Source organism: Rhizobium sp. L9, from assembly GCF_002531885.1.
Taxonomy (GTDB): Bacteria; Pseudomonadota; Alphaproteobacteria; order Rhizobiales; family Rhizobiaceae; genus Rhizobium.
The window spans coordinates 136,592-157,875 of sequence record NZ_NWSZ01000005.1; the positions used below are offsets into that span (position 1 = coordinate 136,592).

General features: G+C 60.4%; 16 protein-coding genes. 11 read left to right on the plus strand and 5 right to left on the minus strand.

The features are described 5' to 3' along the window. Window positions 1–286: 286 nt before the first annotated feature. Complete coding sequence (locus tag CO660_RS33205) at window positions 287–460, minus strand: hypothetical protein (RefSeq protein ID WP_004668779.1); 174 nt, start codon at window positions 458–460, stop codon at window positions 287–289. Between the two features lie 278 nt (window positions 461–738). Here CO660_RS33205 and CO660_RS05975 point away from each other — a divergent pair, with 278 nt between their 5' ends. After that, the gene (locus CO660_RS05975; protein WP_097597970.1) at window positions 739–2,571 is read left to right on the plus strand and encodes an aminopeptidase P family protein; all 1,833 of its coding nucleotides are present in this window, start codon (window positions 739–741) and stop codon (window positions 2,569–2,571) included. 66 nt (window positions 2,572–2,637) lie between these two features. Here CO660_RS05975 and CO660_RS05980 read toward each other — a convergent pair whose 3' ends face one another. Further along, window positions 2,638–2,946, minus strand: a complete 309-nt coding sequence (locus tag CO660_RS05980; protein WP_097597971.1) for an AzlD family protein — start codon at window positions 2,944–2,946, stop codon at window positions 2,638–2,640. Between the two features lie 3 nt (window positions 2,947–2,949). Further along, a complete protein-coding gene (locus tag CO660_RS05985; protein WP_085778762.1) occupies window positions 2,950–3,681 on the minus strand; it encodes an AzlC family ABC transporter permease in 732 nt (243 codons plus the stop codon). A 114-nt stretch (window positions 3,682–3,795) separates the two neighbouring features. On the opposite strand from CO660_RS05985, the gene CO660_RS05990 reads away from it, so the two are divergent. Beyond that, window positions 3,796–4,059 carry a DUF2164 domain-containing protein gene (locus CO660_RS05990; RefSeq protein WP_097597972.1) on the plus strand — a complete coding sequence of 88 codons (264 nt, stop codon included), beginning with the start codon at window positions 3,796–3,798 and terminating at the stop codon, window positions 4,057–4,059. An 82-nt stretch (window positions 4,060–4,141) separates the two neighbouring features. Further along, window positions 4,142–5,731 carry a hypothetical protein gene (locus CO660_RS05995; RefSeq protein WP_097597973.1) on the plus strand — a complete coding sequence of 530 codons (1,590 nt, stop codon included), beginning with the start codon at window positions 4,142–4,144 and terminating at the stop codon, window positions 5,729–5,731. Between the two features lie 15 nt (window positions 5,732–5,746). Here CO660_RS05995 and pncA read toward each other — a convergent pair whose 3' ends face one another. Further along, window positions 5,747–6,373 carry a bifunctional nicotinamidase/pyrazinamidase gene (gene pncA / locus CO660_RS06000; protein WP_097597974.1) on the minus strand — a complete coding sequence of 209 codons (627 nt, stop codon included), beginning with the start codon at window positions 6,371–6,373 and terminating at the stop codon, window positions 5,747–5,749. Between the two features lie 362 nt (window positions 6,374–6,735). Here pncA and CO660_RS06005 point away from each other — a divergent pair, with 362 nt between their 5' ends. After that, window positions 6,736–7,083, plus strand: coding sequence for a hypothetical protein (locus CO660_RS06005; RefSeq protein ID WP_097598119.1), 348 nt, complete (start codon window positions 6,736–6,738; stop codon window positions 7,081–7,083). Between the two features lie 26 nt (window positions 7,084–7,109). On the opposite strand, the gene CO660_RS06010 is transcribed toward CO660_RS06005, so the two are convergent. After that, on the minus strand, window positions 7,110–9,587 hold the full coding sequence (locus tag CO660_RS06010; RefSeq protein WP_097597975.1) for a UvrD-helicase domain-containing protein: 2,478 nt from the start codon (window positions 9,585–9,587) through the stop codon (window positions 7,110–7,112). A 210-nt stretch (window positions 9,588–9,797) separates the two neighbouring features. Here CO660_RS06010 and CO660_RS06015 point away from each other — a divergent pair, with 210 nt between their 5' ends. The 7 genes from CO660_RS06015 (at window position 9,798) to CO660_RS06045 (ending at window position 21,169) form a co-directional block, all read left to right on the plus strand. Then, window positions 9,798–10,274, plus strand: a complete 477-nt coding sequence (locus tag CO660_RS06015; RefSeq protein ID WP_097597976.1) for a VOC family protein — start codon at window positions 9,798–9,800, stop codon at window positions 10,272–10,274. Window positions 10,275–10,675: 401 nt separating this feature from the next. Then, window positions 10,676–12,619, plus strand: coding sequence for a PrkA family serine protein kinase (locus CO660_RS06020; protein WP_097597977.1), 1,944 nt, complete (start codon window positions 10,676–10,678; stop codon window positions 12,617–12,619). Between the two features lie 12 nt (window positions 12,620–12,631). Next, the gene (locus tag CO660_RS06025; RefSeq protein WP_097597978.1) at window positions 12,632–13,906 is read left to right on the plus strand and encodes a YeaH/YhbH family protein; all 1,275 of its coding nucleotides are present in this window, start codon (window positions 12,632–12,634) and stop codon (window positions 13,904–13,906) included. After that, window positions 13,903–15,453, plus strand: coding sequence for a SpoVR family protein (locus tag CO660_RS06030; RefSeq protein ID WP_097597979.1), 1,551 nt, complete (start codon window positions 13,903–13,905; stop codon window positions 15,451–15,453). Before CO660_RS06025 ends, CO660_RS06030 begins: the two co-directional genes overlap by 4 nt. A 202-nt stretch (window positions 15,454–15,655) precedes the next feature. Then, window positions 15,656–16,564: an adenylate/guanylate cyclase domain-containing protein gene (locus CO660_RS06035; RefSeq protein WP_097597980.1), complete on the plus strand. Its 909-nt coding sequence runs from the start codon at window positions 15,656–15,658 to the stop codon at window positions 16,562–16,564. Between the two features lie 247 nt (window positions 16,565–16,811). Continuing rightward, entirely contained in the window at window positions 16,812–18,017 is a 1,206-nt protein-coding gene (locus CO660_RS06040) for an efflux RND transporter periplasmic adaptor subunit (protein ID WP_097597981.1), read from the plus strand. Then, on the plus strand, window positions 18,014–21,169 hold the full coding sequence (locus tag CO660_RS06045) for an efflux RND transporter permease subunit (RefSeq protein ID WP_097597982.1): 3,156 nt from the start codon (window positions 18,014–18,016) through the stop codon (window positions 21,167–21,169). Before CO660_RS06040 ends, CO660_RS06045 begins: the two co-directional genes overlap by 4 nt. Window positions 21,170–21,284: the final 115 nt, after the last annotated feature.

Genomic DNA, 21,284 nt, shown 5'->3' on the forward strand with positions numbered 1-21,284 from the left:
GGAGGGAGAGGATCGGGGCGACGGGTGCGCCGGCGCCCCTCATCCGACCCTACGGGCCACCTTCTCCCCGCTGGGGAGAGGAGGGAACAAGTCGTGACGCCAGTTGTCCCACAGGATAGTGCGGTTTCCGTGCCGTTCTCAAAAGAAAAAGGCGGCGCCGATGGCACCGCCTTGGACCGGTCTTCCGGTCAATGCCCGCGAGCTCGAAGGAGGAGGAGCGCTCGAGCGGGCTCTACTGCATTCCAATAGGCCGGTCCGGGAGGGAGGAGACGGACAGGCTTTAAGCTTAGAACGCGTAGCTGGGCGCGCCCTGGTGGCGCGTGACGCGCTGGCCGGCACCGAGAAGCTTGAGGCTGTCCTCGTTCTGCGGACGGCGGGCGCCGATCACGTGACGCACAGTCTGGCGTTCGCCAGCCTGCACCGGGCTGCTGTATGCGAAGCGCGAGAGAGAGGCGGTCATTTCAAAAATTCCTTTGTTTGCTGGCTCATCCGAACCGTTCGATGGTGGCTATATAGCTATTCTGAAATGCGGAGGCAGAGGGTTTTCATCATGGGAGCCATGCGGCCAATGCATAAAGCGTGCCAAATTAACTTTTGGCGTCACAGTTCCGTCAAAATGCCGAGCAGGCCCAACGGTTTCGCCTCGTTTCGTCGCTTTTTCTCCCCATCGATTTAAATTTCGCTAACATGGCCGGCATCCCGTTAACCAGATTCGTTTCAACCATTCGGATTTCCAGCATGTTCCAGTCTTTCGAAGTCACCTCCACGCCGCAGTTCGGCAAGGAACGAGTTTCGGCGCTGCGCGCTACTTTCGATTCGCTAGGCATTGATGCTTTCCTCGTGCCGCGCGCCGATGAGTTCAACGGCGAATATGTTCCGGCCTGCTCCGAGCGGCTGGCATGGCTGACGGGTTTCACCGGCTCGGCGGGTATCGCGCTGATCCTGCGGACGCAGGCGATCGTCTTCGTCGACGGGCGCTATGTGACGCAGCTCGCCGAACAAGTCGACGGCTCGGTGTTTTCGGGCGGCGATCTGGTGAACGAGCCGCCGCATGTCTGGCTTGCCGCAAACGGAACTAAGGGGCTGAGGCTCGGCATCGATCCCTGGCTTCACGCCGGCGCGGAGGTACGGCGCCTGGAAAAAGCGCTCGCGGAGATCGGCGGGAGGTTGGTCTTCCTGCCGTACAATCCGCTCGACAGGTTGTGGAGCGATCGGCCTGCCGAGCCGCTCGGCGCCGTGACCATCCAGAATGTCGCCCAAGCCGGCGTGCTGGCAAGCGATAAGATTGCGACGATTGCCGCTGAGCTTTCGAAGAAGAACCTCGCCGCGGTGCTGATTGCGGATCCCTCCTCGGTTGCCTGGATCTTCAATATCCGCGGTGCCGACGTGCCGCACACGCCGCATCCGCTGGCGCGCGCCATCATCCACGCCGACGGGCGGTCCGAACTCTTCCTCGACAAGCGCAAGACTGGAATCGAGACTGAGGCTTATCTCGGGCAGATATGCACGCAACTTCCGCCATCGGCGCTCGAAGAGAGGCTTGCTGCCGTTTCCAGGGATCGCCGAGTGCTGATCGATGCTGATATCGCCTCCCATGCGCTGGCGGAGATTATCCGCAAGGCGGGCGGCGAAGTGGTGGAGAGCGCCGACCCCGCTAAGCTGCCGCGCGCGGTGAAAAACGACGTGGAAATCAACGGCTCGGCCGCTGCACATCTGCAGGATGGAGCAGCGATGGTGGAATTCCTTTATTGGCTGTCGCAGGAGAAGCCGGGCAGCGTAAGCGAAATCGCCGCCGCCGAACATCTGGAAGCGGTGCGCGCTCGAGTCGGCCAGAGCATGCAGAACCCGCTGAAGGATATATCCTTCGATACGATCTCGGGCGCCGGCGAACATGCGGCGATCATGCATTATCGCGTTACCACCGCGACCAACCGGATGATCGAAGCAGGCGAACTTTTCCTGATCGATTCCGGTGCGCAATACATCAACGGCACGACCGATATTACCCGCACGGTCGGGATCGGCACGGTGTCAGAGGAGCATCGCCGTTTCTTCACGATGGTGCTCAAGGGCATGGTCCAGATCAGCACGGCACGTTTCCCGAAGGGTACACGCGGCTGCGACCTCGATCCGCTGGCGCGCATCGCGCTGTGGCGGGCAGGCGCCGACTTCGCTCATGGCACAGGCCATGGGGTCGGCTCCTATCTCTCTGTGCATGAGGGGCCGCAGCGCATTTCCCGGCTTTCGACGCAGGAGCTGCTGCCCGGGATGATCCTTTCGAATGAGCCCGGTTATTACCGGCCCGGCAGCTTCGGCATCCGTATCGAAAACCTGATCTATGTGCGCGGCGCCGAGGAGATCGAAGGCGGCGACATGCCGATGCTCGGCTTCGAGACGCTGACCTTCTGCCCGATCGACCGCAGCCTCGTCATTCCCGAGCTTCTGACCCATGATGAGCTGCATTGGTTCAACGACTATCACCGCCGCACATGCGAGGCGCTGATGCCGCTGATCCACGATCCCGACGTCATGGCGTGGCTCGAAAACGCGACGCTGCCGCTCGAATATTAGGCAACAGGCGGCGGAACACTGCTTTCGGGCTGCAAGGCCGCGCACTTTCAGGCGCAAGGCCGGGGTTCAGGCGCCGATCGTGTAGCGCCATGCCATCACGACAACCCAAGCGGCAAGCAGCATCCATGTATGGGAAATGCGCAGGCCGACGAAGAGGGCAACGATCAGCGCCAGTTTCGATTCCCAGCCGCCAATGAAGAAGGCAGGTGCGACAAGAGTGGTCAGCACGGCGGCCGGCACGGCGTTCAGCGCCGCTTCCATGCGCGGGGGAATGCTCTTCATTCGGGTGATGAGGATATAACCGCCGATGCGGGTGGCGAAGGTGGCGACTGCTGCGGCGAGTATGACGAGCGCCATATGGAGATCGAATTCCATGGCTCAGACCTCGTGCACTTCGGATTGAAGGGCGTCGGCTTCGAGATCCGGCACCTCGCGCGGCAGCGGCAGCAGGGCAGCCAGCACGATGCCGGCGGCCGCACCCAGGCTGACATGCCAGGGCGAGCCGACATAGCGGTAGGCGAGCACTGATGCTACCGCGCTGACGAGCGCCACCGGCAGGAAGTTGTCGCGCTTGCGGAAGCCGAGGACGATGCCGAGGAAATAGGCCGGCAGCAAGATATCGAGTCCAATTGCCTTGGGATCGCCGATGAAGCCGCCGAGCAGGCCGCCGGCGACGCTGATCAGCACCCAGGGAATGTAGATGATGACGCCGAAGCCGAGATACCAGGCGAAGGTAAGCGGTTTGCCGGCTTCGCCCCGCTTGACCGCCTCGGCAAATTGCGGATCGACGAGGAGGAAAAAGGTGAAGAACTTCTGCACCGGGGTGAAATGGCCGATGTAGCGTGCTAAGGCCGCCGAATAGAGCACATGGCGAAAATTGACGGCTAGGATCGACAGCACGATCAGCCAGGCATGAACCTGGTGGCCGAAGAGTTCGATTCCGACCATCTGGCTGGCACCGGCATAGACCGTTGCGCTCATGAAGGCGGCCTCGGAAAGCGACATGCCGTTTTCAACCGCCAGTGCTCCGAACAGCGCGCCAAAGGGCGCCGATGCCAGCGCAACGGCCGAGCCGCCCCGCAAACCTTCAACAAAGTCGGCGCGATTCATGTGAGTGTCCTGTTGGAAATTCAGGTTTTCCTTATGGGCTACGGTCTTCCGCGGCAATTGAATTTCGTTGATTGACCGATCGATTTCGCTGAAGCATCAACGTCGTGATTGCATTTGTCGGAGAACCAGGCATGCAGAAAATCGGATTTTCCAGAAAAGGCTGAGATCGTTTCGCGCATCCGCGCTTATTTCGACCGCGAACTGGATCCCATCGGAACCCTGCCGGCCGAATTCCTGCTCGATTTTTTTACCGAGGAGATCGGGCCTTACTTCTACAATCGAGGGCTGAGAGATGCCCAGGCTGCCTTATTGAAGAGAATGGAAGACGTGGCCGAAGATATCCATCTTCTCGAGAGAGAGCAGAAATCCAGCGCCTGAAAATCAGACGGCAGGCCTGCTTAACGCCAAATTATGGCTGCGGCGATACGGTCGGCGCTTTCCTTCACCAGGTTGGTGTCATTTGGCCCTGATTGTCTCTGTTATTGATGAACCACGATCCGCCAGGCTTGCCAAGGCGATGCTCTTCCTCGCCTGGCTTGCGCTGGCGTCTGCGCTTTGCTGGTCCGAAACGGTATGGCGTGACGAAGTTCGCGCATTGTCACTGGCCCTTCAGGGAGACAATTTCGCCGCTATGCTTCGCCAACTGCAGGGTGAGGGGCATCCTGCCCTGTGGTATATCCTGCTGCGCGCCGCCTATGTCATAGTCGGCTCACCCGTCGTCTTGAAAATCGTCGCACTGACGATTGCGGCGGCCGCCGCCTACCTTCTTGTTTTCCGGTTGAAACTGCCCCTTCCCATCATGCTGCTGTCGCTGTTCAGCAGCTTCTCGATTTTCGATTATGCGGCAATGTCGCGAAATTACGGCATCAGCATGCTGGTGGTCTTCCTTGTCGTCCTGAGCTGGGAGAGGGGAGTATGCAACGGGATATTGCTCGGCTTTTTGTTTGCCTTGCTGGCAAATACCAATGTCCACTCGGCCGTCCTCGTCGGCGGCTTTCTCGCCTATTGGTTTTTCGATCTGGTTCTGGCGCGGCCAAGACCCCCTTTGAGCGCATATCGGGCCTTTGTGACAGCAGCTGCCATTGCCGCGGTCGGCGTTGTTCTGTGCGTCATGACGGTCTATCCGACCTTCAACGATGCCGGGCAGAACGATCTCGCGGACAAGAATTTCGCTTTGCTTGTCCTTTCTGCCTTTACCGCGGCCAGTTCCTATTTCATGGCATTCTACCCCGACCGGGTCCTTGAACTGGTCGTGGCTGATCCATCGCTCGCCCGGATTTTCGCGTCGCTCATGGCTGTGCTCATCTATGGCAGTCTGTTGGGGCTGGCCAACCGGCGACCGGCGATGTTCGCAGCAGCACTGGTTCTCCTCGGGCTTTCCCTGCTTTTTACGCTCGTTTACCCAGGTAGCTACAGGCATCAGGCGCTGTGGCTGGTCTTCATGATCGCAATCACCGCTTTGACCCAGCCGCCTCGGCTCGGCCCCGTCGATGTTGCCGGCACCGAAGCTGCCGTCGTCGTGAAGATCGGGCGTCTGTGCTTCATGATATTGCTCGCGCTGCAGGTCGCTTCCGGCATCGAGAGGGTCCATCAATTCCTTTTCACCGACATGCCGCTCAGCCGAGCCCAGGATCTCGGCTCGTTCATTGAATCTCGTCCTGATCTCAAGAATGCGATCATCATGGCGGATCCCGACTATCTCGTTGAAGCCTTGCCCTATTTCATTTCCAATCGCACCTATCTTCTAAGAGAGGAACGGTTCGGTGCCATTGTGCATTATACTCGCAATGCGCGGCTTTCTCTCAGCCTTGCCGACATTCTGCAGACGGCGCGGCAGTTGCAGCAGAGCGAGCATGCCCCCGTCGTCATTCTTCTCTCACAGCGGCTTGACCGAATTGCCGCGCCGGTCTCATTGCGCGAAAGTTACAATTGGCTGCTGTCCCTGACGCCAGAGGACATTCCCGCGTTCCGGAGCGAGACGACCCTCGTCAAGCGCTTCGGCCCCGTTGCCGGCAGCGATGAGACATTCGACGCCTATTTGTTGAAATAGTCGGCGATCGCAAGCTCATTGGCGCAAGGCATCTGCGCTTTTAATCACAGCGATGCCATGCGCCCGCATCTCGTCGATAGCGGCGGCAACACCTTCGGGGGTAATGCCGCGACTTGCATCCTCGATGAAGCGCACGCGCACACCAGGCATCATCTCGAGCGCGTCGAGCGCCGAGAACTTGACACAGTAATCGGTTGCCAGCCCGCAGACGTCGAGATCGGTGACACCCTGTTCCTGGAGAAAATTGGAAAGACCGGTCGAAGCATCCCGGTCATTGTCGCGGAATGCCGAATAGCTGTCGATCCCGGGATCCTCGCCCTTCTGCTGGATCAGGTCGATCTCTTCGGATCTCAGGTCCGGATGCAGTTCGGCGTCGAGCGTACCCTGGATACAGTGGTCGGGCCACATCATCTGTGGCTTGCCGGACAATTCGCCCATCTCGAAGGGAGCGGCGCCCGGATGGGCGGAGGCGAAACTGCCGTGGCCGGGCGGATGCCAGTCCTGCGAGGCGACGATCAAATCATATTTGCCGCTGTCGATCAGCCGGTTTGCGACGGGAACCACCTTGTCGCCGTCCGGCACCGGCAGATTGCCGCCGGGACAGAAGCCGTTTTGGATATCGACGAGCAGCAGCGCTTTCATCAAGGCCAATCCCTTCCGTTATTGCAATGCAAATGCCAAATGCACCGAACACACCACTAGTGGATTTCCCAGCGCGGGTGCGCAAGTGTTAATTCCAGTACCTCCGGTAGTGGCTGGTCGAAAAAGCACACGCTAATGCAACCATGGATATTGGTCGCGATGACTCTCCTCTCGAAATGGCGGGAGGCGAAGGTTTTACGCTGCGGGATCTCCCCGGCAGAGCCTCATTTTCCCGGTGTCAGCCTTCATCGGTTTACCGGCTGGGGTGCTGCAGCACCGTCTTCGACGGCGACGTCCGCTCGATCTTGCCCGCCGCTGCGATTTCTGCCTTTCTTGGCTCATCAGCAATCGAGATTGAAGCTATGTCCGAGCCTCAAGCAGATGAAAAGATCGATGCCACCTTTCGCAATGGCTCGCTGACTGCGACCGGGATCATTCTTGGTTTCTCCCTCAATTTCATCAGTCTCTGGGTGTCCAATCCCAATGACTGGAGCCGCGTCGATCTGCTACCGATGTCGTTCCTGACTGTCGGTATCGCCATTCAGGTGAAGGTATTTGCCGATCTGCTCGCGCGCGACTCCCTGCTCGCCGCAAAATATGACCGGGCTCGGCGACTGTTCCTGATCGGGCTGTCGATCGTCGCCGTCGGAATGGGGATCGCCCTGCTGAACGATATTCTCGGACTCAGCAGTATGCGGATGTTCGGGTAAGGGTTCCCACGCGGTATCACCGCAAATCACACGCGCTCGACGAACCCGTCCAGCACCCGTTTCTGGCCGGCGCGATCGAAATCGATCGTCAGCTTGTTGCCTTCGATGCCGGTGATGTTGCCGTTGCCGAATTTCAGGTGGAAGACGCGGTCGCCGAGGGTGAAGCGCGACGGCTCCGAGGACGTGGACTTCGCCACCAGTTCGCCGTCGATCATGCGCCCCTTCGGGCCGCTTTCGCCGTAACCGATGCGTTCGACGGCGTGGCCGGAGCGGGTGCCCCAATTGTCGCGCGTGGCGTCGGTCCTGTTGGCCTGCGCACGTTTCCAGCCGGGGGTCGAATAGGAGTTGGCGAAAGGTTCGGCCTTGTCGAAGCGGGACTGGCCGTAGCCGCCGCGGCCGTAAGCGCCGTAGCTCTGTTCCATCTCGGCGACCTCGACATGGGTCTCCGGCAGTTCGTCCAGGAAACGCGAGGGCAGGGTCGATTGCCAGAGACCGTGGATGCGGCGGTTGGAGACGAACCAGATGTGGCAGCGGCGTTTGGCGCGGGTAATGCCGACATAGGCGAGACGGCGTTCCTCCTCCAGGCCGGCGCGGCCGCTTTCATCGAGCGAGCGCTGGTGCGGAAAAAGGCCTTCCTCCCAGCCGGGCAGGAAGACGGTGTCGAATTCCAGGCCTTTGGCCGAGTGCAGCGTCATGATCGAGACGGCGTCGAGGTTCTCGTTGGTCTCGGCGTCCATGACGAGCGATACGTGCTCGAGGAAGCCGCGCATCGACTCGAAGCTTTCCATCGAGCGGATCAGTTCCTTCAGGTTTTCCAGTCGACCCGGGGCTTCGGCGCTCTTGTCGTTCTTCCACATGTCGGTATAGCCGGACTCTTCGAGGATCTGCTCGGCAAGTTCGGTATGCGGTGTGTTTTCAAGCAGCACCTGCCATCGGCGGAAGGATTGAATCACATCGAAGAGGGCTTTGCGCGCCTTTGGCTTCAGCTCGTCCGTTTCGATGATGTCGGCCGCTGCCGCCAGCATCGGGATGTCGCGGGCGCGGGCATAATCATGCAGCGCACGCACCGTCGTATCGCCGAGGCCACGCTTCGGCGTGTTGATGATGCGCTCGAAGGCGAGGTCGTCAGCGGGTTGTGCGACGAGCCTGAAATAGGCCATGGCATCGCGGATTTCGAGGCGCTCATAGAAGCGCGGGCCGCCAATGACGCGGTAGTTGAGGCCAAGGGTGACGAAGCGATCTTCGAATTCGCGCATCTGGAAGGAGGCGCGCACGAGGATCGCCATGTCGTTCAGCAGATGCTTGCTGCGCTGGAGTTGCTCGATCTCCTCGCCAATGGCGCGGGCTTCCTCCTCGGAGTCCCAGGAGGCGTGAACCTGCACCTTGACGTCATCGGGATCGGTGCGATCGGTGAACAGCGTCTTGCCCAGGCGCCCTTCATTATGGGCGATCAGATGGGCGGCGGCACCGAGGATATGTTCGGTCGATCGGTAGTTGCGCTCGAGCTTGATCACTTTGGCGCCCGGGAAATCCTTCTCGAAGCGAAGAATATTGTCGACCTCCGCACCGCGCCAGCCATAGATCGACTGGTCGTCGTCACCGACGCAGCAGACATTCTGCGGCTCGCCCTTGCTGCGCTGGGCCAGCAGCCTCAGCCACATATATTGGGCGGTGTTGGTATCCTGATATTCGTCGACGAGGATATAGCGGAAGCGGCCGTGATATTCCTTTAGGAGATCCGGATTCTTGCGGAAGATCGCGATCGGATGCATCAGCAGGTCGCCGAAATCGCAGGCGTTCAGCGTCGACAAGCGCGCCTGATAGGCGAAATAGAGATCGCGGCCGCGGCCATTGGCGAAGGCGCGGGCATCGCCTTCGGGAATATCGGCCGGTCCGAGGCCCTTGTTCTTCCAGGTGTCGATCATGCCGGCGAACTGCTTTGCCGGCCAGCGCTTGTCGTCGAGACCTTCGGCCTGGATCAACTGCTTGATCAGGCGGACGACGTCATCGGTGTCGAGGATGGTGAAATCGGAACTGAGGCCAACCAACTCGGCATGGCGGCGCAGAAGCTTGACGCCGATTGAATGGAAGGTGCCGAGCCAGGGCATGCCTTCGACGGCGCCGCCGACGAGCAGGGCGATGCGCTCCTTCATCTCGCGCGCGGCCTTGTTGGTAAAGGTGACGGCGAGGATCTGCGACGGGAAGGCGCGGCCGGTATTGAGGATGTGGGCGATGCGGGTCGTCAGCACGCGTGTCTTTCCGGTGCCGGCGCCGGCGAGCACGAGGACAGGACCTTCCAGCGTTTCGACGGCTTCAGTCTGTTCCGGGTTCAGTCCAGCGAGATAATCCGGCCGCTTTCCGCCGTCGCGCGCCGCCATGGCGCGGGCGGCGATGCCGCCGCCAGCGGCGGGTCTTCCGGCTGCGGCGACGGACGGCTGCGGCTTGCGCGCCACTTCGCCGGGCTCTTCGTCGAAGAAGGGAATATCGTCGAAACTATTGCTCATGGCGCGTAATGTAGTGATTCGGGAAGGAAAGACCAGAAAAGATGTTCTGCTTTCATTCCCAAACCACCACTATTGCCTGGGTGCGGGTGGCGAGGCTGCCGCGGGTGAGCGGGCGAAAAATTCCGATCCAGCCTGTCGGAACCGGCGCCGACCAGACGTCCTCGAAGCACGGACAGAAGTCCGGGATACTCGCCAACAAGGAGGCTGTCTATGCCGAAGGTCATTGCAAATCTCTGGTTCGCCGAGCAGGCACGCGAAGCCGTCGAATTCTACGTGTCGATCATTCCGGATTCCAGGATCGGCCGCACCACCATACTTCCGGCGGAAACGCCGAGTGGGCCTCCCGGCAGCGTCGAGCTGATCGAATTCACGCTCGGCGACCAAGCTTTCCTGGCGATGAAGGCCGGCCCGCTCGATAGCTTCAACCACTCGTTCTCGATCGCGGTTCTTCTCGATAGCCAGGCGGAGATCGACCGGATATGGGATGGCTTCCTCGCCAATGGCGGCACGCCGGAGGCATGCGGCTGGCTGAAAGACCGCTGGGGCCTGTCCTGGCAGATCGTGCCGCGCGCTCTCTCGGAGATGATCGCCGACGAAGACCGCGAGCGGGCAAGGTGCGTCACCGAAGTCATGCTCGGGATGGTCAAGATCGATGTGGCTGCGCTGGAGAAAGCGTTCAACGGCTGAGAGCCGGGAGGCGCACGATCGCAATAAACCGGCGGGGGTGACTTCGCCCGGTTTCATCCTGCGGGGGCGCGCTCACTGCCCCGCAATCAGAGCCGGCTTGCTCTTGCCGGCGGGAAATCGCCGATTTTCCACGGCTCGAATCACGGGCGCTATTGCACACCTTTTTGACCTTCATGTCACGTCGCTAAATGTGCTGATATCGCGACGCCCCTTTTCTCAACTACAATAAGAAACAGATTCGTAGAGTAAAAAAATACCGGTGCATGCACAATTTTGTGCATTGCCACAAACGGCCGGTCAGCGTGGAATATACCTACGAAACTATTGATTCTTAGGAACGCCGTGGCCATCTCGATGGTTATACGGCTTAGAGCCTGCGGCATAACCTTAATGGAGGTCCCATGCTGAGTGAATCCGTATTCGATGCGTTTACCCGCAGTTATGAAGCGCGTCGCGAAAGCGACATGTCGGTCTCGGAATATCTTGATCTCTGCAAGACCGATCCGATCGCCTATGCCAACGCCACCGAGCGTCTGCTCGCTGCCATAGGCGAACCACAGATGGTGGACACCGCCAAGGACGCGCGCCTCGGCAGGATCTTCATGAACAGGACGATCCGGGTTTATCCGGCCTTTGCCGGTTTTCACGGCATGGAAGAGACAATCGAACGCATCGTCTCCTTCTTTCGGCATGCAGCGCAGGGGCTCGAGGAGCGCAAGCAGATTCTTTATCTGCTCGGTCCGGTCGGGGGCGGCAAGTCGTCGTTGGCTGAGCGGCTGAAGCAGTTGATGGAAGTGCATCCGATCTATGTGCTGAAGGCGGGCGAAGAGATCAGCCCCGTGTTCGAAAGCCCGCTCAATCTCTTCGATCCGGAGACGATGGGCCTGCTCCTGCAGGAGCAATACGGGATCCCGCAGCGGCGGCTGAACGGATTGATGAGCCCGTGGTGCCTGAAGCGGCTCGACGATTTCGGAGGCGATATCTCCCGATTCCGCGTCGTCAGGATACAACCCTCGCGATTGCGCCAGATCGCAATTGCCAAGACCGAGCCAGGCGATGAGAACAACCAGGACATCTCCTCGTTGGTCGGCAAGGTAGATATCCGCAAGCTGGAAACCTACTCTCAGAACGATCCGGATGCCTACAGCTATTCGGGCGGGCTGAACCGCGCCAATCAAGGCGTGCTCGAATTCGTGGAGATGTTCAAGGCGCCGATCAAGATGCTGCATCCGTTGCTGACGGCCACGCAGGAGGGCAACTATATCGGCTCGGAGAATATCGGCGCCATACCTTTCTCCGGAATCGTCCTTGCTCATTCGAATGAGGCGGAGTGGCAGACTTTCAAGGCCAACAAGAACAATGAGGCCTTCATCGACCGTATCTGCGTGATCAAAGTGCCTTATTGCCTGCGGGTGACAGAAGAACAGAGGATCTACGAAAAGCTGATCGAGGGATCGGAACTGGTGGACGCACCATGCGCCCCGGCAACGCTCGAAATGCTGGCGCGTTTCTCCGTTCTTTCGCGTCTGCGCAAGCACGAGAATTCGACCTTCTTCTCGAAGATGCGCACCTATGACGGGGAGAGCCTGAAAGAAAGCGATCCGCGTGCCCGCAGCGTCCAGGAATACCGGGATGCTGCCGGTATCGACGAAGGCATGGACGGAATATCGACCCGCTTCGCCTTCAAAGTGCTCGCCTCCACCTTCAATCACGACACGACTGACATTGGCGCTGATCCCGTCCATCTGATGTATGTGCTGGAACAGGCGATCCGTCGCGAGCAGTTTCCCGATGATGTCGAGAAGCGTTATCTGGAGTTCATCAAGGCCGATCTTGCGCCACGCTACGCAGAGTTCATTGGCAACGAGATACAGAAGGCCTATCTTGAATCTTATGCGGACTACGGACAGAATCTGTTCGACCGCTACGTAGATTATGCCGATGCCTGGATCGAAGATGTGGACTTCAAGGATCCCGATACTGGTCAGCTTCTCGACCGCGAGCTCCTCAATCAGGAGCTGACGAAGATCGAAAAGCCGGCGGGAATCGCCAATCCGAAGGATTTCCGCAACGAAATCGTCAAGTTCTCACTGAGATCGCGGGCAGCGAATGGCGGAAAAAATCCGTCATGGACGAGCTACGAGAAAATCCGGGAAGTCATCGAGAAGCGTATGTTCTCGCAGGTCGAAGATCTCTTGCCGGTGATTTCCTTCGGATCGAAGAAGGATTCGGAAACAGAAAAGAAGCATAGCGAATTCGTCTCGCGCATGGCCGCGCGAGGTTACACGGAACGGCAGGTTCGGCGCCTCGTCGAATGGTACATGCGCGTCAAACAGGCAAGTTAATGCGGAGCCATTATGCACATTGTCGACCGGCGGCTAAATCCGCGCGGTAAAAGTCTGGAAAATCGTCAGCGGTTCCTTCGACGTATGAAGGGAGCCGTGCAGCAGGCGGTGAAACGTTCGCTGCAAAATCGAAACATTCGAGACGTGCTCGACGGCGGGGAGATCAGCCTGCCGATCGATGGGATGGCAGAACCAAGCTTTCGAAGGGGTGAAGGTGGCATCGCCGACCACATCCTGCCCGGGAACCGGGCTTTCGTCGAGGGGGACATCATTCCGCGGCCGCCGGGCGGGAAGGGCGGAAAACCAAAAGATGCAGGCGAGGGCGACGGTGAGGATGGCTTCCGTTTCGTACTGACGCGGGAGGAATTCCTCGATGTGTTCCTTGACGACCTCGAATTGCCAGACCTCGCCAAGCGGCGTCTAGCCGAAACCGAGGAGGAAACTCCGTTCCGGGCCGGCTATTCCGTATCAGGGTCGCCTTCCAACATTGCCGTCGGCCGCACGACGAAGCTGGCAATGATGCGCCGCGTTGCGCTTGGCCGCCCACGCCGCGAAGAAATCGAAGCCCTGCAGCGGCAGATCGAGGAATGCGAGGACGAGGAGACCCGTCTGGCGCTTGAGACAAAACTCAAAGCCCTGACGGAAAAAAGCCGGCGCATTCCCTATATCGATCCGCTGGATGTCCGCTATCGCCGCTTCGAAAACGAGCCGAAGCCAGTCGCGAAAGCGGTGATGTTCTGCCTGATGGACGTGTCAGGCTCCATGTCGGAGCACATGAAGGACCTCGCGAAGCGATTCTATCTGCTGCTCTACCTTTTCCTGTCGAAACGCTACAAGAAGGTGGAAATCGTCTTCATCCGTCATACCGACAGGGCTGAGGAGGTCGATGAGGAAACCTTCTTCTACGGCCCGGCGACGGGTGGCACGCTGGTTTCGAGTGCGCTTGCCGCAATGCGGGCAATTATCGCAGCGCGTTTCGACCCGGCGGAGTGGAATATTTATGGTGCCCAGGCCTCGGATGGCGACAACGCCCATTCGGACGGAAATCTGACCGGGCAGCTGCTGCGCGAGATTTTGCCGCTATGCCAGTATTTCGCCTATATCGAAGTCGGCGAGGAGGGCGGCGATTCTTCAATATCGCGATCGCCGCTGTGGATGCTCTATGATGGGATCCGTTCCGAACCGCTGCCGCTTTCAATGCGCAAGGTCTGCCGGCGAAGCGAAATATTCCCTGTTTTCCACGATCTCTTCCAGAAACGTGAGGCACAGTCGAAGGTGACGCCATGACCATGACGGTGAGGCCAAGAGAGCGGCTCCTATTCGAGGGGGCCGACTGGGACTTTGCAACGCTGCAGCGCATCCACGATGCGTGCGAAGAGATCGCGCTCGGTGAACTCGGCCTCGATGTCTATCCGAACCAGATCGAAGTCATTACCTCGGAGCAGATGCTGGATGCCTATTCCTCAACCGGCATGCCGCTCTTTTACCGTCATTGGTCCTTCGGAAAGCACTTCGCGCATCACGAGACCTTCTACCGCCGCGGGATGCGCGATCTTGCCTACGAGATCGTCATCAACAGCTCTCCCTGCATCTCCTATCTGATGGAGGAAAACACGGCGACGATGCAGACGCTCGTCACCGCCCATGCGGCCTTCGGCCACAATCACTTCTTCAAGAACAACTATCTCTTCAAGCTCTGGACCGATGCCGAGGGAATTCTTGATTATCTCGATTTCGCCAAGGGCTATATCACCCGCTGCGAAGAGCGCTACGGGGAGACGGCGGTCGAAAGAACGCTCGATGCGGCGCATGCGCTCATGTCGCATGGGGTGCATCGATATGCCGGCAAGACCACCATCGACCTTCGCCAGGAGGAGAAGCGGGAACAGGAGCGTCGCGCCCACGAGGAGCAGATGTTCAACGATCTGTGGCGCACGGTTCCCGTCGGGAAGGCGAAGAAGACGGGTGACATAGGCTTGGAAAAGCGGCGCGCCGCGCTCGGTCTCCCGCAGGATAATATCCTCTATTTTCTCGAGAAATCTGCGCCCCGGCTGCAGCCGTGGCAGCGAGAGATCCTTCGCATCGTGCGCCACGTCGCGCAATATTTCCATCCCCAGCGGCAGACCAAGGTGATGAACGAGGGAACCGCCACCTTCGTCCACTATCAGATCATGAACCGACTTCACGAGCGGGGGCAGATCAGCGACGGCAACTTCCTCGAATTCCTGAAGTCGCACGCCAATGTCGTCTTCCAGCCAAACTACGACGATCGGCGGTTCTCGGGTTTCAATCCCTATGCGCTTGGTTTTGCGATGATGCAGGACATCGAGAGGATCGTCACGAAGCCGACGGAAGAGGACCGGGCATGGTTTCCCGATATCGCGGGAAGAGGCGACGCGATGGGGGTCCTGCGCGACATCTGGGCGAATTACCGCGACGAAAGTTTCATCAGCCAGTTCCTCAGTCCGAACCTGATCCGGCGGTTTCGGCTGTTCCATCTCTACGACGACCCGGAACAGACCGAAGGTGTGCTGGTTTCGGCAATTCACAATGAACGCGGCTATCTGCGCATTCGCCGCCAGCTCTCCCGCGAATACGATATCGGCTGGACCGATCCGGCAATCGATATCGTCGATGTCGATCTCGCCGGCGACCGTCGCCTGTTGCTGCAGCATATCGTCATGAACGGCTGCTATCTGCAGGAAGGTGACACGAAGCTCGTCCTGCAACATCTTGCCGATCTTTGGGGCTACGATGTGCTGCTTCAGGAAATCGACGGTTCGAGCAGCGTGGCGAAGGAACACTCGGCAAGCCCGCGCAAGATCGTTCAATGATCCGGTTTTTTGCAACGTGTCGGGCTAAAGCGCATCGTACGCCTCCATCCTTTGTCCGCATCCGGCGGCGATCGGCAATTATCGATGGCAACAAACACAAAGGCTGCGTAATTTAACGCCGCTGCAATCGTTCATATTGGTCTCCACTCAACCCAATTCCACCTTGCAGCGACCTTTCGGGATAGCGCAAAGGCGAGCGACAATGAGTGAAACGCGGCGGAAGCTGACGACGATCTTCTGTGCTGACGTGCAAGACTACACACGGCTGATGGGGGCCGACGAGGAGGGGACGCTTGCGACGCTGAAGCGCTGCCGCGACGCGATGGCACATTTGATCGAGAGCCATGGCGGCCGCGTCGTCAACACCTGGGGCGACGGACTGATCGCCGAGTTTCCGAGCGTCGTCGAAGCCGTGCGCGCGGCCGTCGATACCCAGAACGAACTTGCCGGCTTCAATGCCGGCCGCCCGAGCGACGGGCGCATGCTCTTCCGCATCGGCATCAATCTCGGCGACGTGATCGTCGAAGGCGATGAAATTTATGGCGACGGCGTCAATATCGCCGCGCGGCTGCAGACGTCGGCTTCGCCCGGAGGCATCGTAATATCAAGCACCGTCTACGATCAGGTGCGCAACAAGGTGGCTGTTGGTTTCGAGTTTCTCGGGCCGCTGACAGTGAAGAACGTCGAAGAGGGCGTGCCGAGCTACGCGGTCAAGATCGGCGAGGGAGGCGACGAAACGCCGCCTGGCGAACGACCCACCGCCCGGCAACAGCCAGCCGCCGCCGTCACGGCCGAGGCAAGGCCGGTGTCCGGCGGACGGAGGCTGTTTGCCGCGCTTGGCGTCATCGCCGTCGTGCTGATCTTCATCAATCTCCTGTCGTGGCAGGGTGTTTTTTGGGCGCGCTTTCCACTGCTTGCGATAGCCGTTGTTGCAGCGCTCGCCTGGAATCGTGAACAGACGCGTTTCGACCGCAGGATGGTCACGCTCGCGATTGTGGCGCTCGGCATCATCGGCATCAACGTCCTCACCTGGAGCGGGACCTTCTGGGCGGTTTGGCCGATACTGGGGATCGCATCGACCATCGGCCTGCGGTGGTCGCTGAGTCGATAGCTAGTTCTTCACTGTTATCTCGCTTCAGTAACGACGGCGACAAGAGGTTTTCGAGTTTCGTTCAAGCAAAAGTGAGCGGCCGGGTTATTTCCAATCTTCGCTGATATTACAAATCGGTAATGCCGGCCGCTTATCCTTGTCGGTAAGCTGTAAACGCGCGATATTGTCGCATCAGATGGGAAGCTTGATCCCGCAGCGCCTCTTTCGACCGACCCTGGTCCAACCTCGAGTCCCTCCGGAGACGTGAATGGCCTTTTGGAAGCAGTTTATACTTTCGCTCATCGTCATCATTGCCGGTTTTGCCGCGTGGGTTTTCTTTGCGCCCGGCGCCGGCGATAAGATGCGCGATGCAGGCATTCCGGATGGCCTCATTTCCATGATCGCGCCTCAGGCTCCTGAAACAGCCGATGCCGGTGCTTCCGCTGGGGCCGAGGGACAACGGGGCGAAGGGCAAGGACAGGGTCAAAACCGCCGCGGCGGCGGGCGCAACAGCGCCATTCTCGTCGCGACGGAAGCCGTCGTCCAGGGCGTCGTCAACGACCGGCTGAATGCCATCGGTACAGGCGATGCGATCCGTTCCGTCGCGGTGACGCCGCAGGCATCGGGCACGATCCGCGAAATCCTCATCAAGTCGGGCGACAGGGTGAAGGCCGGGCAGGTGCTCGCCAAGCTCGACAGCGAGGAGCAGGTGATCGCCCGCGGCCAGGCGGACGTGGCGGTGAAGGCCGCGGTCGAGAAATCCAATCTCTATCACAACATCAAGTCCAGCGTGTCGCGCATGGACGTCTTCGATTCCGAGATCGCCGAGCAGGGCGCGCGACTGCAGTTGCAGGCCGCCGAACTCAATCTCGCCCGACGCAACATCACGGCCCCGATCGACGGCATCGTCGGCATCGTGCCCGTCAATATCGGCGACAATGTCACCACAACCACGCCGATCGTCACACTGGACGATCGGTCGGAAATCCTCGTCGATTTCTGGGTGCCGGAGCGCTTTGCCAACACGGTTGCGGTCGGCCAGCCGGTTGAGGCGATGTCGGTGGCAAGACCGGGGCAGATGTTTTCCGGCGTGATCGAGGCTGTCGACAACCGCATTGATGCGGCAAGCCGCACGCTGCGCCTGCGCGCCCGCATCGACAATGCCTCCGACGAGCTGCGCGCCGGCATGTCCTTCAGCGTCAGCATGAAATTCCCTGGCGACAAATATCCGGCGGTCGATCCGCAGTCGGTGCAGTGGGATTCGCAAGGGTCCTTCGTCTGGCGCGTGATCGACGACAAGTCGCACAAGGTGCGCGTGAGCGTCGTGCAGCGCAATCCCGACTTCATTCTCGTCAAGGCCGACCTCAAGGACGGCGACAAGATCGTGACGCAGGGCCTGCAGCGCGTGCGTGAGGGTGGCGCGGTGCGTGTTTCCGCCGATGTTGCCGCGAGTGGGGAGGTCGCCACCCAATGAACGTGACGGAACTGCCTCAGGACCGAGCGTCGGGCAAGCAGAGTTTCACCGCGCTTTTCGTTCGCCGGCCGATCCTGGCGCTGGTGTTCAATACGCTGATGGTCGTCGCCGGCCTTGCAGCCTATGTCGGCGTCGAGGTGCGGGAGCTGCCTGATGTCGACCGTCCGGTCGTCACCGTGCGCACCACTTTCGACGGCGCTTCACCGCAGACGATCGACCAGGAACTGACCAAGGTGATCGAGGGTGCAGTCGCCCGCGTCAGCGGCCTGAAGTCGATCTCCTCGACCTCTTCCTTCGGCCAGAGCCGGGTGACGCTCGAATTCTCCGATGCGATCGATCTCGCGGTCGCCGCCAACGACGTGCGCGATGCAATCGGCCGCATCACGCAGAACCTGCCAGACGAGGCAGATGCGCCGCAGATCGTCAAGGCGGATTCGGATTCTTCGCCGATCATGCGCCTTGCCGTCACCTCCACCAAGCTCAACATGGACGACCTGACGCAGCTCGTCGAGAACGAGGTGATCGATCGCCTCGCCTCCGTCGATGGCGTCGCGGATGTCGAGGAATATGGCGACCAGGAGAAGGTCTTCCGCGTCGATGTCGATCAGGGGGCGCTCGCCAGCCGCGGGCTCACCATTGGCGACCTTACCAAGGCGCTCGACAATGCCGCGCTCGACGTGCCGGCCGGCTCGCTGAAGAGCGCGACGCAGGATATCGTCGTGCGTGCCACCGCCAATCTGCAGACGCCGGCGGATTTTTCCGATGTCATGCTGCAAGACCGCGTCCGGCTGGGCGATGTCGCGACGGTGACGCTCGGGCCGCGCGACGGCGATACGGCGCTGCGCTCGAACGGCAAGCCCGGCATCGGCCTTGGCATCATCCGTCAGGCGCAGTCGAATGCGCTCAATATTTCGACCGGCATCAAGGCGGCCGTCGAGCAACTATCGAAGACGCTGCCCGAGGGAACGACGATCGCCATCACCAGCGACGATGCGGTCTTCATCAAGGGCGCGATCCATGAGGTGGTGCTGGCGCTGGTGCTTGCCGCCGTCATCGTCACCGCGGTTATCTATCTCTTCCTGCGCGACTGGCGGGCAACGCTGATCCCGGCCGTCAGCATGCCCGTGGCGCTGATCGGCACGCTGGCGGCAATTTACATGGTCGGTTTCTCCATCAACATCCTGACGCTGCTCGCCATCGTGCTGGCGACCGGCCTCGTCGTCGACGACGCGATTGTGGTGCTCGAAAACATCGTGCGCCGGCGCGCCGAGGGCATGGGACCGCGCGCGGCCGCCGTGCTCGGCACGCGCGAAGTGTTCTTCGCAGTTATCGCCACGACAGCGACGCTGGCGGCCGTCTTCATCCCGCTTTCGTTCCTGCCGGGGCAGGTCGGCGGTCTCTTCCGCGAATTCGGCTTCGTGCTCGCCTTCTCGGTCGGACTATCGTCAATCGTGGCGCTGACGCTCTGCCCGATGCTCGCCTCGCGCATGCTGACGAAGCCGATGATTGAGGATCACGGCGCGCTCGGCCGCGTCGGCGGGGCTTTCGCCAGCCTCTACAAATGGGCGCTGCACGGCTGCCTCAACGCGCCATTCGTCGTCATCCTGTTTTCGGTGATGTTTGCCGGCGCGGCGCTCATCGCCTTCTCGACGGTCAAGAGCGAGCTCACGCCGGAAGAAGACCGGTCACTGGTGATGATGCGGCTGACGTCGCCGCAGGGATCGAGCCTCGAATATACCCGCGACAAGATGCAGCTCGTCGAGGAATATCTGCAGCCGCTGGTCGATGGCGGCGACATCCGCAACGTCTTCTCGATCTCCGGGCAGGGCGGCTCGCTGAACAGCGGCTTCATGGTGCTGACGCTTGCTCCCTGGGGAGAGCGTCACCGGACGCAGTCCGAGATCGTCGGCGACATCAATCAGGCGGCGGCGAAGGTGCCGGCGCTGCGCGGCAACGCCATATCTTCCAACAGCCTGCGCATCCGCGGCGCCGGCAGCGGTGTGCAGATGGCGCTTGTTGGTAACGATCACGAGGCGCTGACGGCGGCGGCCGCCAAGCTGGTGCAGGCGCTCGACGCCACCGGCCAATACGATACGCCGCGGCTCACCAACGAGCCCAGTCAAGCGCAGGTGTCGGTGGCGATCGACCGCGAGCGTGCTTCCGATCTCGCCATCGACATCACGGGGCTGTCGACGGCGATCCAGTCGCTGCTCGAAGGGCGCTCGGTGGTCGATGTCTTCGTCGACGGCGAATCCTATCCCGTGCTTTTGACTTCGACGACGCGGCCTATCGATGATCCCACGGATCTCGAAAACGTGTTCCTGAAAACCGGTGACGGCAAGATCGTGCCGATGTCCGTCATCGCCACGATGAAGGAAGGATCGGTCGCGCCGCAGCTGAACCGCGAGCAGCAGCTCGCCTCCGTCGCGATCACCGCCGGCCTCAAGAACGGCATGTCGCTCGGCGATGCCGTGAGACAGGTGACGGAACTTGCCGAGCCCCTGCTGCCGCCCGGCGCACGTTTGCTGCCGCTTGCGGAAGCCGCGACGCTGGAAGAGAATTCGAGCGGCATGGCGCTGACCTTCGGCTTTGCCATCGTCATCATCTTCCTGGTACTCGCCGCCCAGTTCGAAAGCGTGCTCTCATCGGTAATCATAATGTCGACGGTGCCGCTCGGCCTTGCCTGCGCCGTCTTCGCTTTGATCATCACCGGTTCCAGCCTGAACATCTACAGCCAGATCGGCCTGGTGCTGCTCGTCGGCGTGATGGCTAAGAACGGCATCCTGATCGTCGAATTCGCCAATCAGTTGCGTGACAGGGGCGAGAACGTGCGCTCTTCGATTGAGAAGGCCTGCGCGCTGCGCCTTCGCCCCGTGATGATGACGATGATCGCCACCATCCTCGGCGGCGTGCCGCTGGTCTTTGCCCACGGCGCGGGTGCGGAAGCGCGCGTGGCGCTCGGCTGGGTGATCGTCGGCGGCCTGGGCTTCGCGACGCTGGTGACGCTGTTCATCACGCCGGTCGCCTATCTCCTGCTTGCCCGCTTCGCCAAGCCGCATGCCCACGAGGAGGCGCGCCTGCACGAGGAGATGTCGGTCGCGACGAGGCTGCCCCCGGCCCCCGACGAGGAGCAGCTGCAGGCCGCCGAGTAAGCCTTCCATGCGCATTGAACACGCCGCCGGATTGCCATTCGGCGGCGTTTCTTATGGTGTATGAAGCCTTGCGGAATAAGATAAATTTCCTCTGAAGATTAGCCGTTTTTTAAGC

What these genes read in the sequence shown, in the direction of transcription:
- CO660_RS33205 (WP_004668779.1), bottom strand. Translation starts at nt 460, where the DNA reads ATGACCGCCTCTCTCTCGCGCTTCGCATACAGCAGCCCGGTGCAGGCT.
- CO660_RS05975 (WP_097597970.1), top strand. Translation starts at nt 739, where the DNA reads ATGTTCCAGTCTTTCGAAGTCACCTCCACGCCGCAGTTCGGCAAGGAA.
- CO660_RS05980 (WP_097597971.1), bottom strand. Translation starts at nt 2,946, where the DNA reads ATGGAATTCGATCTCCATATGGCGCTCGTCATACTCGCCGCAGCAGTC.
- CO660_RS05985 (WP_085778762.1), bottom strand. Translation starts at nt 3,681, where the DNA reads ATGAATCGCGCCGACTTTGTTGAAGGTTTGCGGGGCGGCTCGGCCGTT.
- pncA (WP_097597974.1), bottom strand. Translation starts at nt 6,373, where the DNA reads ATGAAAGCGCTGCTGCTCGTCGATATCCAAAACGGCTTCTGTCCCGGC.
- CO660_RS06005 (WP_097598119.1), top strand. Translation starts at nt 6,736, where the DNA reads ATGTCCGAGCCTCAAGCAGATGAAAAGATCGATGCCACCTTTCGCAAT.
- CO660_RS06010 (WP_097597975.1), bottom strand. Translation starts at nt 9,587, where the DNA reads ATGAGCAATAGTTTCGACGATATTCCCTTCTTCGACGAAGAGCCCGGC.
- CO660_RS06015 (WP_097597976.1), top strand. Translation starts at nt 9,798, where the DNA reads ATGCCGAAGGTCATTGCAAATCTCTGGTTCGCCGAGCAGGCACGCGAA.
- CO660_RS06020 (WP_097597977.1), top strand. Translation starts at nt 10,676, where the DNA reads ATGCTGAGTGAATCCGTATTCGATGCGTTTACCCGCAGTTATGAAGCG.
- CO660_RS06025 (WP_097597978.1), top strand. Translation starts at nt 12,632, where the DNA reads ATGCACATTGTCGACCGGCGGCTAAATCCGCGCGGTAAAAGTCTGGAA.
- CO660_RS06030 (WP_097597979.1), top strand. Translation starts at nt 13,903, where the DNA reads ATGACCATGACGGTGAGGCCAAGAGAGCGGCTCCTATTCGAGGGGGCC.
- CO660_RS06035 (WP_097597980.1), top strand. Translation starts at nt 15,656, where the DNA reads ATGAGTGAAACGCGGCGGAAGCTGACGACGATCTTCTGTGCTGACGTG.
- CO660_RS06040 (WP_097597981.1), top strand. Translation starts at nt 16,812, where the DNA reads ATGGCCTTTTGGAAGCAGTTTATACTTTCGCTCATCGTCATCATTGCC.
- CO660_RS06045 (WP_097597982.1), top strand. Translation starts at nt 18,014, where the DNA reads ATGAACGTGACGGAACTGCCTCAGGACCGAGCGTCGGGCAAGCAGAGT.